Below are 14,500 nucleotides of genomic sequence, written 5' to 3' on the forward strand. Positions count from 1 at the left end.
AAAAATATGGAATTTCTAAATTCAATGCAAAATAGTAGCTTATGTTACAGTTTTTTCTGTTATATTAGTCATAGAAAAGAACCCAAAAATATATATTCACTACAAAAGCGTGGAGGACTATGGTTATGTCTATTGCAGAAAAATCTCGTGCATTAATGGTTCGCGAACATCAGCAAGTCAAGAATCGCCAACAATCGATGCTGATGCGTGCTGCACAAGAACTTGGTCTTCCTGAAGAAGCATCTCACTACTGGAACCCTATTCAAGGGAAGATAGATGCAACAACGCGGATGATTTATGGACGCAGCAACGCGACGATGAGTTAGTGAGGAGATGGGGAGATGGGGAGATGAGTTTTTCCCCTGGAGCCTCTTCTCAATGCCCCATACCCAACACTAAAAAATAGCTGCTCAACTGAGAAAAAAGCCACCCTCCAAGGTGGCAAAATTGAAACTTTTAGTTAAATACGGTGCTTAAGGGATTACCAACGAATAAATTTCCAATCTTGTGGGGTGGGCGTCTGGCCCACCCTTTGCTATGGGTAGCCAAGATGTTCACCCCACAAAAAATTGAATGTTTTTTATTCGGCAGCCCCTAATTAAGCATCGTAATAGAGGTAAAACTCGTAGGGATGAGGACGTAGCTGCAACTGCTTGACTTCGTTAGCCAGCTTGTAGTCAATCCAATTTTGGATAAAGTCTTCTGTGAAGACGCCTGATTCTGTCAAGAAAGCGTGGTCGTTTTCTAGTGCTTCTAAGGCCAATTCCAAAGAACCTGGGGTTGAAGGAACCTTCGCCAGTTCTTCTGGAGAGAGTTCATAGATATTCTTATCTAAGGGAGAACCAGGATCTATTTTGTTTTTGATGCCATCAATACCAGCACAAAGCATCGCAGCGAACGCTAAGTAGGGGTTAGAAGTGGCATCTGGACAACGGAATTCTAACCGCTTAGCTTTGGGGTTATTTCCAGACAAAGGAATACGGATAGAAGCAGAACGGTTACCTTGGGAGTAAGCCAAGTTAACTGGTGCTTCATAACCAGGTACTAGGCGCTTGTAAGAGTTGGTACTAGGGTTGGTAATTGCTAACAGTGCTGGTGCGTGTTTGAGAAGACCGCCAATGTAATACAGTGCTGTTTCACTCAAACCAGCATACTTGTCACCTGCGAATAGAGGTTGACCATCTTTCCAGATGGACTGGTGACAGTGCATTCCCGAACCGTTGTCGCCAAAAATTGGTTTTGGCATAAAGGTGACGGTTTTGCCGTATTTTTTAGCAACGTTTTTGATGACATATTTGTAAATCATCAACCAGTCAGCAGCTTCGATCAACTTCCCAAAGCGGAAACCCAATTCGCACTGACCACCTGTAGCAACTTCATGGTGATGCTTTTCAATGGGTACACCTAAGTCTGCCATTGTCAACAGCATTTCTGTACGGATATCTTGGAAAGAATCCGTCGGCGAAACTGGGAAGTAACCTTCTTTGAAGCGTGGTTTGTAAGCCAAGTTGGGTTTTTCAGCTGTACCTGCTTTACCAGAATTCCAAGCACCTTCTTCGGAGTCTAAGAAGTAGTAGCCTTCGTTGGCGGTTTGAGCAAACCTAGCATTGTCAAAGATGAAGAACTCAGCTTCAGGGCCAAAGTAGACTGTATCACCAATACCAGTGGAAACTAGGTAGTCTACTGCTTTTTGAGCAATTACCCGTGGACAACGGTTATACCATTCACCCGTGCGGGGTTCCTTAATACTACAAACTATACTTAGCGTTGGTACTTCCATGAATGGGTCGATCCAAGCAGTGTTGGGATCGAGTACCATCGTCATGTCCGATTCGTTGATCGCTTTCCAACCCCGGATACTGGAACCGTCAAAAGGTACGCCATCAGTGAATGAACTTTCATCGATTTGGTTGTAGTACACAGTGAGGTGCTGCCAAGTCCCTACTGTATCAATGAATTTGAGATCGATCAGCTGAATTTTTTGGTCTTGGATTAAATTCAAGACTTCTTGTGGGGTTGTCATTGTTACTCCTTCTGTACCAATTTCCTAAAGTAAAACCAGAATCTTCCAAAACATCCTAGCCCTGCTGATCTCAATCAAGCCGTGACACACCTGAAATATCTTAAATACTAGATATTAGGGTATTTTGTAGTTTGTGTTACAGATATCTGGATTACAGGTTATATTAACCTTTCGCCGATCGTCTGTACAAAACTGGAAAGTTCATCACATAGGGGTCAACTTTGGCATAGAATCCTTATGTAGTGGATAGATTGTTTTTGTGCCGAATCTATTTTTAATAGCACAAAAATTTACTGTTGCATAAATGCAGCCAAATAAATATCAAACCATAGATAGCAACGATTGGGAGAAAAAGGAATGCGCGATGCGGTAACAAGTTTAATTAAGAATTATGACGTGGCTGGTCGGTATTTTGACCGGAATGCGCTTGATAGTCTAAAGTCTTACTTTAATAGTGGCACAGCACGAGTACAAGCGGCTGCGGCAATTAATTCTAATGCAGCGGGACTTGTCAAGCAGGCTGGTTTAAAGTTATACGAAGAACTGCCGGAACTGATTCGTCCCGGTGGAAATTCTTATACAACCCGTCGTTATGCGGCTTGTTTGCGGGATTTAGATTATTACTTGCGCTACGCCACTTATGCGTTGGTTGCTGGAAATACAAATGTGTTAGATGAACGAGTCTTACAAGGTCTGCGAGAAACTTACAATTCTTTAGGAGTACCCATCGGGCCGACGGTTCGTGGCGTGCAAATACTCAAGGATTTAGCTAAGGAACAAGTAGCAGCAGCAGGTGTGGCTAACACTGCTTTTGTAGACGAACCATTCGATCACATCACACGCGAGTTGAGCGAGATTGATGTTTAGATTTTAGGGTGGCGTCTTCGACCAACGCTACAACTAATGATAAATAGCGATCGCCCTCTAAAATTCAAGTGCGATCGCTTTTCTATGAAGCCTCAATTTGCTGTTTCAATTTAGCGATCGCACCTCTGTAAAATAATTTTGCTACATTGAAGCTGTGTTTTTGGAGTTGTTTTCGACTAATGCCTGCTGTGGGCTACGCCTACGCAATTTGCAAATCTTCACAGATCCAAAGCAATAAAAAATAACATAGCTGTTGACACTCAACAACCATGCTATTGTTTTGATTTATAACTTGCTTAGAAAATTTTGTTGTTTCTAGACTTTAAGTTTTCTAAAGTAGGAATTATCTAGGATTGAGATGGCGTCTAGTTCCCCATCCTGGATTGACGATGTTGGCTAAATCTTCTTCTGACAATTTGTCGATTTCTCTGTCTAGTTCTTCAGGGGTGAATTCATAGCCACGTTCGCGAGCAATCTTAATAAAAGCTTCTGGATTAGCTGTTGCTTTGAGCTTCTCTTGTAATGCTTGATCTCGCTTGACGGCTTCAAAAAGTCGGGCAGCATTTTGCTGTGTCATGTTAGCCCATCTCCTGTTTTAAATATCAGGTTTGAATTGAATGCAGTAATTTGATGCCTGCGCCTTCACAAAATTTTGTAAATAACTTTCCAATTCAGCATATTAAGTTTCATCTTAGAAACAAAAAACAAAAAGGTGTTAATTTTGACAGAAAAATATAACATTTAGGCTAAAATTTAACATCTTATTTGTAAAATTCAGTCCTCAGACAGTAGCATTATTGATCGGGACTTGTAAAATTTGGGATTTGGCGAAAAGTCTTGGATTGTCGAAGTCCATATCCCCGACTTGTTAAACAAGTCGGGGATCTAACTTTTCAGCAATGATTTAAGATTGCTATGGAAGTTGCCGATGTTTGAGGCGGTAATTATGGAAGAACTATTAACTTTAAAAGACTTGCTTCTTCAAGGTGATATTCCATCTACTTTGATGATAGTGGAAGAATTAGAGGAAATGAGTTCAAATGATATCATCAAGACGATTCGTAGTTATGCAGTGATTCTGTTGTTACATCTAATTAAACAACAAGCTGAAAATCGCACGACTCGCTCTTGGGAAGTTTACATTCGGAATTCAATTCGGGAAATTCAGCGAGAAAATAAGCGGCGTCAAGCTGGTGGTTATTATTTGACACGAGAACAACTCAGGGAAACTTTAGAGGAAGCTTATTTAAACGCTATTGATGAGGCTTCTCTAGAAGTTGAAGAAGGACGTTATGAAGTCCAAGAGTTAGAGAAGCTGGTTAATGGCGAAGAAACTATTAATCGTGCTTTAGATTTAATCTTACCGGCACAATCAAGTTATAATAATTAGAAAATTGTCTTTTTGATTTGGCACCCATTCCCTAATCCTCAATATCCAGTCCCCTTTACTTTGGTGTCAATTGGCTAAACAACGACTCGATACATTATTAGTAGATTTAAATTTATGTACTTCCCGCGCCTTGGCACAGAGGTTAATTCAGGCGGGGGAAGTGACTGTTAATCAGCAGATAGTTGATAAACCAGGTACAGAAGTTGATATAACAGCTAAAATCAATATTAAAGAGCGATCGCCCTTTGTTTCTAGAGGTGGTGAAAAACTCTCCAAAGCTTTGACAGTGTTTGCCATTCCCGTCACTGGACGCGTTTGTTTGGATGGGGGAATTTCTACAGGTGGCTTTACAGATTGTTTATTACAAGCTGGGGCAAAACTAGTTTATGGTATTGATGTTGGTTATGGACAAGTAGACTGGCTCTTAAGAAATGATTCGCGAGTAATTTTGCGCGAACGCACCAATTTACGACAGCTACGACCAAATGATTTGTATGGTGAAAATGACCCGATTCCCGATTTAGCTGTGGTGGATGTGTCGTTTATTTCCTTAACTAAAATTCTCCCTGCTTTATGGGAGCTAACTCAAGCAAATCGAGAAGCTATATTGTTAGTTAAGCCACAATTTGAAGTCGGGAAATCCCGTGTGGGAAAAAAAGGAGTTGTGCGCGATCCTAATGACCAAGCTGACGCTATTTTCCAAGTGTTGCAAGCCGCTCAAAAATTAGGATGGAAACACAAAGGCTTAACTTGGTCGCCAATTACTGGCCCGGCTGGAAATATAGAATTTCTCCTATGGTTGGAGATGGAAAGTGAAACACCATCGCTTGATTTAGAAGAGATTAAGCAAATTGTTCAATTAGCAACAGTTGATTTGCGAAAAAGTTGAAGAAGAATGGAGAATACAGAATTTAGAATTCAGAATTCAGAATAAATTAAAAACCACTAAATCTTTCGCGTAGCATTCGGCAGTAAAAATTTAGTTGAAGAAGAATACAGAATACAGAATAAATTAAAAATCACTAACTTTCGCATAGCCTTACGCAATCAAGATTTAGTGGATATTTCAACCTAAAGATTTATCAGTGACTCGTACAGAATTGATTCTGAATTCTGTATTCTGAATTCTGAATTCTGGATTCTTTCTTCCTAAACGTCGTATATTAGACACTCTACAGAATCAGGATGGCGATCGCAATACTTATCCAAAGAGGTTTTGTGTTGTTCTGCTTGATGTTGATGAGATTTTTCAGCTTGCAATTCTTCCACGATATCCCAAGCGACGGCACAATTAGCAGAATTACTGCCATTTAACTCACAGGTTGTACGAGCTTCATTAATGGCTTCAAAAATAGCTTGCTCAAGAGTTGTAGCAGTTTGATTTACGTTTAAGGTTGTTGTCATGTCGTTACCTGATGTTTCCAAAGATATCAATCAAGGGCAGAGATTCTAATGACCTTAGAAAACTCACATTTACAGTTTAGATATGCTTACCAAAATCAAATGGTGTAAACACCGCAATCTTTTAGCAAACTTAAGTGGGGATTACCCTATGGCGATCTTTGCTGAAAAAAGCTAAACTAACGCGCTTTGAAATTCACAATCACTCGGTTTGTTGATTGTTGACGGTTAATAGCAAAGATAGTCATGTTCTCAATGTTGCATTGCAAATTGGGAATTGCAATGGATTGTCATAAGAGTTTGATAGAAGTTGATAAACGCTTATAAAGGGTAACAAATGAGAAACAATTATTAGTTATTCTCAATACTTCATCCCTAATTCTTGTTGCAAACGATACAGAATTGTGTTTTGGTCAACTTGAGAGAGAATTTCTTGAATGACGCTGCTAGCGCCCAATTGTCCCCAGGTGCAGCCTTTTTCGAGATAGACTTGGGCGGCTTTGCCAACGGAGTATGCACCATAACCAGCGATTCCAGCTTGGGCGATGGCACTACCAGCAAAGGCTGTAATATTTGTGGGATTGTCACCGCTAGCGATCGCTGCTGTACTCTTACCCAAACCCAACACAAAACTACTACCTAATTCTCCCAGAAGTAAGCCACCAGAACTCAATAAAATCGTTTTGAGAATTTTCCCTGCTTCATAACTGGTCATTGGTAGCCCATATAAGCGAGCTAAAGCGCGAATTAAAGCTAAATCGGCAACAGTTCCCCCCAGGATATCTAAAAAGGCGATGGGATTCAGGGCTACTGCTAAAGCTTTGTATTTGGTAAATTGCCAGATGATATCTTCGGCTTCTTGTTGGCGTAAATCAATGGTTTTTTGGGCGATGGATTCTTCTGCGTCTCGTGCTTGGACGAGTGCATTTAAAGCTAAAAGGGATCGGCCTTCGCGATTTAGAATGTTCAAAATTGTGTGCTTGAGTTCATCCACTTGCGGTGGTGGTGTCTCCCATTCATAGGTAACGCTACCATCAGGCCATTCAACCCGCACTTCCATTGGTGCTGGTTCCGCCGCCACCATGACAATTTCATCGGGTAGCAAGGGTTTTGCTTGGGAATATCCAGCACCGAGTTGTTGTAAATTTTCGTAAATTGCTGCCTTGTCTGTATCTGGGTACAAATCTATTTTGTTAAACACCAAAATCAAAGGTTTTTGCGATCGCCTTAATTCTAGCAATGCTTGATACTCAGTACGTGTGATGTCACCGGAAACAACAAACAAAATCAAATCAGCTTGTCGCACTACTTCCCGTGCCATATCTGCCCGTGATTCGCCCTCAATTTCATCTAATCCTGGTGTATCAATTAACTCTACTAATACCTTATTACCGGGCTGCCAGCGTACCGAACGAGGCCATTGAGTGACACCATTCAAAGGCCCAGTTTGCAGAATTTTGTCTCCCAACAAAGCATTTAAAACCGCTGACTTACCACGACTCACCAAACCAAAGGCAGCAATTCTAATTACGTTAGAGTCTAGTTTGTTGAGTGTGGAGTTAAGAGTTTCTAATTCTGGTTTCACAAAAGATGCCAATTCTGGGTTAGATGAAAGCTGTCCTGATTTACGAAGATAGCCATACCAAGATAGCGCCTGTCTGAGACTGGCGCGGGCACGGTTTAAGTGAGTTTCTTGCAGATTACGCGAACTCGACATATTATCAATATTTTCAGCTTTCACTTTCGGAAAAATGCTCTTTTAACAGCGAACAGTCATGAGTTAAATCCCTGGGTTTGGTATCCCCCACCAATTGGTGTCAGGTGTTGGTGCGCTGTCACGCCACACCATACGCTGTCAGGACTGATAACTGAATTTAATGCTCAGTTACTCTATTTCAGGATTGGAGCATGTTTTTGGATATATTTTTATACTCAATATTCATGCTCAACAGATGCCTGCCCTTCCAACAAAGGAAGAGAGTAAAAGGTTATATATATCCTAATATCTCCAAAGTTCTGAGACTTCCCTCCCCAACAAATATGTTCATTAGATCTGCCTTGAAAATAAAACTGTTGGTAGTGGCTAGGGAAAAGGGTGTTTATTTGCCTTTCCCCTTTACCCCTTACCCTTTTCCCCACTTTTGCAAGAAGTCTATTAATCAAATCGGATTCCTATAGCAATGTAGCCATTCCAAAATTCACATTTGATTTGGGAATAATAAATCTGGTGTTGAAGATTTGGCATATTGGCATATATGATTAACATTCCTGGATATCAGGTGGGCGAAAAACTTTATGATGGTTCCAGAACACTGGTTTACCGAGCTGTTAGAGAAATTGATTTATTACCAGTAGTCATCAAGGTTTTAAAGAATCTTTATCCCAGCTTTAGCGAAGTCTTACAATTTCGCAATCAATATACCATCGCTAAAAATCTCAACTATCCTGAAATTATCCAAACCTATAGCCTAGAACCCTACCCAAATGGCTATACGTTAGTCATGGAAGACTTTGGGGGAATTTCCCTGAAAGATTATTTTGTCAACAATCATATTGGTTGTTTAGAGAAATTTTTAGAAATAGCGATCGCTCTGTGCAATGCCTTAGATATACTTTATCGCGAACGCATTATTCATAAAGATATTAAACCCAGTAACATCTTAATCAATCCCCACACGAAACAAGTTAAATTAGTTGATTTTAGTATTGCTTCTTTATTACCAAGGGAAACTCAAACCTTTGTCAATCCAAATATTTTGGAAGGAACGCTGGCTTATATTTCTCCAGAACAAACAGGGAGAATGAATCGCAAGATTGACTATCGCACTGATTTTTATGCAATGGGTGTCACTTTCTATCAATTACTCACGGGAGAGTTACCTTTTGCTTCAAATGAACCAATGGAATTGGTACATTGTCACATTGCCAAAGTACCACCATTAGTACACGAAATTAATTGTGAAATTCCTCCGGTGATTTCCCAAATCATCAGCAAATTGATGGCTAAGAATGCTGAAGATAGATATCAAAGTGCCTTGGGATTGAAATTCGATTTGGAGAATTGTTTACAGCAATTAATAGCAACGGGTTACATTGAGAACTTTAAAATTGCACAGCGCGATGTGTGCGATCGCTTTATGATTCCCGATAAACTTTATGGTCGAGAAACCGAAGTCTCAACCTTACTCCAAGCCTTCCATCGAGTGAGTCTTGGGGCTACAGAAATGATATTGGTTGCTGGATTTTCGGGGATTGGAAAAACCGCAGTTGTCAACGAAGTGCATAAGCCAATTGTGCGACAGTGCGGTTACTTTATCAAAGGTAAATACGACCAATTTAACCGCAACATCCCCTTCAGCGCCTTTGTCCAAGCCTTCCGAGATTTAATGGAACAACTATTGAGTGAAAATGATAGTCAGCTGGCGCAGTGGAAAAACAAAATCCTTGGTGCTGTGGGTGAAAATGGGCAAGTCCTCATAGAAGTTATTCCCGAACTCGAACAGATTATTGGCAAGCAACCAGCAGTGTCAGAACTCTCAGGTAGTGCAGCCCAGAACCGCTTCAACTTGCTATTTGTGAAATTCATCGCTGTGTTCGCAACACTAGAACACCCCTTAGTAGTGTTCCTCGATGACTTGCAGTGGGCAGATTCAGCCTCGCTGAAGCTGATGCAAGTGTTGATGAATCAAAGCAAGGAGGGCTGTTTGCTGATGATTGGGGCATACCGAGATAACGAAGTCTTTCCCACCCATCCCCTAATGCTGACACTGGAGGAGATGAAGAAAGCTTTAGCAACCATCAGTACTTTTACCCTCGCCCCCTTAAGTAAATTTCAGATCGATTGTTTGGTGGCCGACACCCTCAGTTGTTCCACAATTATGGCGCAACCGGTCTCCGAGTTAGTTTATCAAAAAACCAAAGGCAATCCCTTTTTTGCTACCCAATTTCTCAAAGCCTTGCATCAAGAGGGTTACATTGCCTATGACCTGCAAGTTGGACACTGGCAGTGCGATATAGTGTCAGTGAAATTGCTCTCCCTCACTGATGATGTAGTTCAGTTCATGGCGCGGCAATTACAAAAGTTGCCACAAATCACTCAAGAGATACTGAAGCTAGCTGCTTGTGTGGGGGCACAGTTCGATTTAGAGACATTGGCCATTGTTTCCGAACAACCAGCAACTCACATTGCAACAGCATTGTGGAAAGCCTTGCAAGAAGGTTTGATTTTACCCACAAGTCAAATTTACAAGTTTTTTCACGGTGGACAACAATGCCAGGTACAAGAAACAGTCAATCCCACCTATCGTTTCCTGCACGATCGCGTCCAGCAAGCTGCTTACTCTCTGATTCCTGACGACCAAAAGCAAGCCACTCATGTGAAAATTGGGCAATTGCTGTTGCAAAATACAACACCTGAAACTTTAGAACTGCATGTTTTTGATATTGTCAATCAGTTGAACAACGGAATTGCTCTCATCGATGAAATAAGCGATCGCTATGAGTTAGCTCAGTTAAATTTGATTGCTGGCAAAAAAGCTAAAGTTTCCACAGCCTACAAAGCAGCGATGAAATACTGCGCCATCGGCATGAAAATCCTTCCCGAAGATAGTTGGCAAACTGCCTACGACCTCACCTTTAAACTTTATCGGGAATGTGCAGAGTGCGAATACATCGTAGGGCGCTTTGAGGAAGCAGAGCGACTCTTCCATCGGGCATTACAGTACGCTGAGAATAAATTCCATCTCGCAGAAATTTATGGCTTGCAACTAGCCCTGAAATCCAATCACGGAGAAAATATACTCGCCGCTTATGAAGCTGCACTCAGTGGTTTGAGTGTTATGGGCATGAACATTCCGGCAACCGATGAAGGTCAGCAAGCGCTGATTGAAAGCATACTCCAGGAAATCCATTCCAAACTGGCAACTGTGCAACCCGCAGATTTATTTTATCTGCCTGCGATGACCGACGCACAGAAAAAGGTATGTATGTCAATCCTCCCCGATCTTTGGGGAGCTGCTTATACCGGTGGCAATCAAGCACTGACCATTCTCAGCATCCTGTTAATGGTTCATACTTCATTAACCTATGGCAATGCCGAAAGTTCCGGCTGTGCTTATTGTTTGTATGGGATGATGCTGACGATTCAGGGAGACTATCGCAGTGCTTATGAGTTCGCCACCTTGGGACGAAAGCTTGATGGCCAATTCAATAGCGCCAAGTTCATTCCCAAAACTAATAACGTTTTTGGTCATGCAATCAATCCCTACAATAGACCACTAGTTGAAAACTTAGCAGTTTACCAACAATCTCTTCACATCAGTTATGAAACAGGGGATCTTGGGTTTGGCGTTTGGGCAGTAATATGTCTGATTTGGACGATGCTGTTAAAAGGCGATTGCCTATCAGAGGTGTATGGCGAAACCGAGAAATACTTGAGCTATGTGCAACAAGTAAATAATGTCAATATTACCCATACATTTCACCTCCAACAGCAATTTCTTTTACACCTGCAAGGTTTGTTGGCAAAACCCGATTTACTGGTGGATGGTGGAGATGGCCAGATTCTCTGCCTTGATGTTTGGCACAAGAATAATTTTGAGGCAGGGATCAATTGGTATTGCTTCTTGAAAATCCAGCTATTGTACTTGTACCATCGCTATGCCGATGCCGTGAAGGTCGCTGCCATTGCTGAAAAAACCCTGGCTTCTAATCTTGGTTTGTTTCCCATCATTTTATTCCACTTTTATTATCCCCTGAGTTTAGCCGGGCTTTATCCCCAAGTAACACCAGAGAAACAACAGCATTACTGGGATGTGATGCAGCAACACCGTCAAGTTTTAGAAACCTGGACGCAGACTTGTCCAGAGAACTTTTTACATCAATCACTGTTGCTGGCGGCTGAAATGGCTAGAGTTTCTGGTAACTATGCAGATGCCATCGCCTGTTACGATGGCGCTATTACCGCAGCCAAAGAAAATGATTTTACTCAAATTGCCGCACTGGCCAACGAACTAGCAGCAAAGTTTTACCTGGAATGGGGCAAGGAACGGATTGCTCAGGAGTATATGACTCAAGCTTACTACGCCTACACTCGCTGGGGTGCAAAAGCCAAAGTCGCTGATTTAGAAAAACGCTATCCCCAACTACTTGGGCCGATATTACAGCAAATCCGTTCTCCCCTTTCCATCAACGAAACCATCTTTGCATTAGGAAGTGTTACATGCACCAGTCACCCCACATCTAGCAGCAATCTCTCAGATATCCTAGATTTAAAAGCTATTCTCAAAGCTTCTCAAACTATCTCCGGTGACATCCAACTAGAAAAATTAATGTCATCGTTGCTTTCCATCGTCATCGAAGATGCGGGGGCTGATAAATGTGTGTTGATGCTGGTGCGAGACGAACGCCTCCTAATTAAAGGCTCAATTACCCAGGGAACACAGCCAGTGATATTGCAGCGGATTCCTGTTGAGGACAGCCAGGAAATTCCCTTAAAGCTAATTTACAAAGTCAAGCACAACAAACAGATTGTTGTCCTAGTGGATGCCACAACAGATCCCGTCTTAGCCAACGACCCGTATATCATGCGCCAGCAGCCTAAGAGTGTTTTGTGTACTCCGATTTTGCGTCAAGGCAAGTTGATGGGCATTTTATATCTAGAAAATAATTTAACCACGGGAGCATTCACTAGCGATCGCGTTGAATTACTAAATCTCCTTTGCACTCAAGCCGCAATTTCCTTAGAAAATGCCCGACTTTACGAACGTTCTCAGGAATATGCCCAACAATTAGAGCGATCGCTTCATAAACTGAGTGCCACACAATCTGACTTACAAACATCCCAGCAACGGCTAAAATTATTAGTTCAGCAAACTCCAGTAGCAGTTATAGAATGGGATACTAATTATCACGTTACTGACTGGAACCCGGCAGCAGAAAGAATCTTTGGTTACAGCAAACAAGAGGCTTTGGGTCGTGAATTCAAATTCATTATCCCTGAAAAGATTCAACCAGAAATGGAACGAGTCAGCGTCGAAATCATATCCCAACAAGGCGGTAATTACAGCGTCAATGAAAATGTGACCAAGGATGGCAAAATGATTATTTGTGCGTGGTATAACAATCCCCTTGTGAATGTGGATGGTGAATTAGTTGGAATTGCTTCTCTAGCAGATGATATTACCGAACAAAAAGTTGCCCAATTCCAACTTCAACAAAAAGCCCAAGAACTAGAAACTGCTTTACAAAGTCTGCAACAAGCCCAATTACAAATGATCCAAAGCGAAAAAATGTCTGCTTTGGGTAACTTAGTTGCTGGTGTGGCTCACGAAATGAATAATCCTTTGGGTTTTATTGCTGCCAGTATTAAACAAGCTAAACCCACTGTTGCGGATGTTGTTGACCACCTAAAACTCTATCAAGAAACTTTCCCCCACAAAAGTGATGAAATTATCGATCATGCTGAAGAGATTGACCTGGAATACAGTTTAGAAGATTTACCAAAAATATTTGATTCCATGACAATAGCGTGCGATAGATTAAAAAATATTAGCACCAGTCTCCGCACTTTTTCACGTGCTGATAAAGATTATAAAGTGAGATTTCATATTCATGAAGGTATCGATAGCACAATTTTAATTTTGAAGCATCGCCTGAAAGCTAACGAACAACGTCCAGCCATTGAAGTGGTAACTGAATATGGCGATTTACCTGAAATTGAGTGTTTTCCAGGGCAATTAAATCAAGTATTTATGAACATTCTTGCTAATGCTATTGATGCTTTAGAAGAATCAAATAACAAACGTAGTTTTGAAGAAATTAAAGCCAATACCAACAAAATTACAATTACTACCGTAGTTAAAGATAACCAAGTAAAAATTTCAATTTCTGATAACGGTATTGGCATGAGTGAATTAGTAAGACAAAAAATATTTGACCATTTATTTACTACCAAAGCCGTTGGTAAAGGTACGGGTTTGGGACTGGCCATCGCCTACCAAATTATAGTAGAAAAACACCACGGTTACCTGGAATGTAACTCTTCTCCCGGTGAAGGTACAGAATTTGTCATCTTGATTCCAATCCGATAATAAATAGGACTTAGGGACTTCCAAGTAAAAAATATTCCATAGAAGATTGTTGACCGTTGACTGTTGACGGTTAGACGTTAGAACATAGGACTGTGTTCGTTATCCCAACATTTGCGATCGCGCCAGTCTCTACCAGTATCTTCGCATTCAGATGCATCATCTATCCAAGGAATTGATGTCGAGTAATGTAAGTTTCCTGCGGAGGTGAATAAATTAGTACTGAACACAGACAATAATGGCAATAAAAAGGATAAAGTTATCAAAGTCAAAATTGGTAGAGTAATCAAATATCCAACGAGTAGTATTATGTGATTTGGAGTTGTATAAAAACTCGAAGTTTTATTTTTTTGACTAATTTTTAAGCTTGGTTTGGAATTAGAGAAAAACATCATACAACCCTGTTAACGCCAGTTTCTATAGAAATCAATTTGGTTTTTTCCCAGCCAAGCTGACTTAGAGCTAGCCACAACAGGTTTTAGCTCTCAGTATACTTAGCAAGATGCAAGTCAGATTTCTATATAATTCCGAATTTTTACGTAACTAAGATTATTGAAGTTATATGTTTGAATGTCAAAGGTGCAAGTCAAGACTTCTTATAAATTTTAATCTTTGGGCGCTAAAAAATATTTTTAATGAAAATATACTGAAGTAGTGGCTCTCATATCTCAGTAAATACCGAAAAATTCAAGATTTTATCTGGAAAATAGGGAGTGGGGAGATGGGGAGATG

General features: G+C 40.9%; 10 protein-coding genes. 5 read left to right on the forward strand and 5 right to left on the reverse strand.

The genetic code is table 11. From position 1 onward, the window contains the following. The first annotated feature begins 125 nt into the window (after positions 1–125). Positions 126–326: a hypothetical protein gene (locus GNE10_RS06780; protein ID WP_073638537.1), complete on the forward strand. Its 201-nt coding sequence runs from the start codon at positions 126–128 to the stop codon at positions 324–326. Positions 327–598: 272 nt separating this feature from the next. Here GNE10_RS06780 and glnA read toward each other — a convergent pair whose 3' ends face one another. Beyond that, positions 599–2,023: a type I glutamate--ammonia ligase gene (glnA, locus tag GNE10_RS06785; RefSeq protein ID WP_099069721.1), complete on the reverse strand. Its 1,425-nt coding sequence runs from the start codon at positions 2,021–2,023 to the stop codon at positions 599–601. A gap of 357 nt (positions 2,024–2,380) precedes the next feature. Between glnA and apcB the strand changes: the two genes are divergently transcribed. Further along, on the forward strand, positions 2,381–2,890 hold the full coding sequence (apcB, locus tag GNE10_RS06790) for an allophycocyanin subunit beta (protein WP_099069720.1): 510 nt from the start codon (positions 2,381–2,383) through the stop codon (positions 2,888–2,890). 343 nt (positions 2,891–3,233) lie between these two features. Here apcB and GNE10_RS06795 read toward each other — a convergent pair whose 3' ends face one another. Then, positions 3,234–3,467: a Nif11-like leader peptide family natural product precursor gene (locus GNE10_RS06795; RefSeq protein ID WP_096534900.1), complete on the reverse strand. Its 234-nt coding sequence runs from the start codon at positions 3,465–3,467 to the stop codon at positions 3,234–3,236. Positions 3,468–3,836: 369 nt separating this feature from the next. Here GNE10_RS06795 and GNE10_RS06800 point away from each other — a divergent pair, with 369 nt between their 5' ends. Both GNE10_RS06800 and GNE10_RS06805 read left to right on the forward strand, forming a co-directional pair. Beyond that, positions 3,837–4,280 carry a DUF29 family protein gene (locus tag GNE10_RS06800; protein WP_185564205.1) on the forward strand — a complete coding sequence of 148 codons (444 nt, stop codon included), beginning with the start codon at positions 3,837–3,839 and terminating at the stop codon, positions 4,278–4,280. 70 nt (positions 4,281–4,350) lie between these two features. Continuing rightward, positions 4,351–5,169 carry a TlyA family RNA methyltransferase gene (locus tag GNE10_RS06805; protein ID WP_185564206.1) on the forward strand — a complete coding sequence of 273 codons (819 nt, stop codon included), beginning with the start codon at positions 4,351–4,353 and terminating at the stop codon, positions 5,167–5,169. Between the two features lie 260 nt (positions 5,170–5,429). Here GNE10_RS06805 and GNE10_RS06810 read toward each other — a convergent pair whose 3' ends face one another. Beyond that, a complete protein-coding gene (locus GNE10_RS06810; RefSeq protein WP_099069718.1) occupies positions 5,430–5,684 on the reverse strand; it encodes a Calvin cycle protein CP12 in 255 nt (84 codons plus the stop codon). A 358-nt stretch (positions 5,685–6,042) separates the two neighbouring features. Then, on the reverse strand, positions 6,043–7,398 hold the full coding sequence (locus GNE10_RS06815; RefSeq protein WP_099069717.1) for a DUF697 domain-containing protein: 1,356 nt from the start codon (positions 7,396–7,398) through the stop codon (positions 6,043–6,045). A gap of 538 nt (positions 7,399–7,936) precedes the next feature. On the opposite strand from GNE10_RS06815, the gene GNE10_RS06820 reads away from it, so the two are divergent. Next, positions 7,937–13,771 carry an AAA family ATPase gene (locus GNE10_RS06820; RefSeq protein WP_221642755.1) on the forward strand — a complete coding sequence of 1,945 codons (5,835 nt, stop codon included), beginning with the start codon at positions 7,937–7,939 and terminating at the stop codon, positions 13,769–13,771. A gap of 77 nt (positions 13,772–13,848) precedes the next feature. Here GNE10_RS06820 and GNE10_RS06825 read toward each other — a convergent pair whose 3' ends face one another. Next, complete coding sequence (locus GNE10_RS06825) at positions 13,849–13,998, reverse strand: hypothetical protein (RefSeq protein ID WP_185564207.1); 150 nt, start codon at positions 13,996–13,998, stop codon at positions 13,849–13,851. Between the last annotated feature and the right edge of the window lie 502 nt (positions 13,999–14,500).

Origin of the sequence: Nostoc sp. 2RC, from assembly GCF_014222165.1 — a bacterium.
In the GTDB taxonomy this organism is placed as follows: Bacteria; Cyanobacteriota; Cyanobacteriia; order Cyanobacteriales; family Nostocaceae; genus Nostoc; species Nostoc linckia.

What these genes read in the sequence shown, in the direction of transcription:
- GNE10_RS06810 (WP_099069718.1), bottom strand. Translation starts at nt 5,684, where the DNA reads ATGACAACAACCTTAAACGTAAATCAAACTGCTACAACTCTTGAGCAA.
- GNE10_RS06780 (WP_073638537.1), top strand. Translation starts at nt 126, where the DNA reads ATGTCTATTGCAGAAAAATCTCGTGCATTAATGGTTCGCGAACATCAG.
- glnA (WP_099069721.1), bottom strand. Translation starts at nt 2,023, where the DNA reads ATGACAACCCCACAAGAAGTCTTGAATTTAATCCAAGACCAAAAAATT.
- GNE10_RS06815 (WP_099069717.1), bottom strand. Translation starts at nt 7,398, where the DNA reads ATGTCGAGTTCGCGTAATCTGCAAGAAACTCACTTAAACCGTGCCCGC.
- GNE10_RS06800 (WP_185564205.1), top strand. Translation starts at nt 3,837, where the DNA reads ATGGAAGAACTATTAACTTTAAAAGACTTGCTTCTTCAAGGTGATATT.
- apcB (WP_099069720.1), top strand. Translation starts at nt 2,381, where the DNA reads ATGCGCGATGCGGTAACAAGTTTAATTAAGAATTATGACGTGGCTGGT.
- GNE10_RS06795 (WP_096534900.1), bottom strand. Translation starts at nt 3,467, where the DNA reads ATGACACAGCAAAATGCTGCCCGACTTTTTGAAGCCGTCAAGCGAGAT.
- GNE10_RS06820 (WP_221642755.1), top strand. Translation starts at nt 7,937, where the DNA reads ATGATTAACATTCCTGGATATCAGGTGGGCGAAAAACTTTATGATGGT.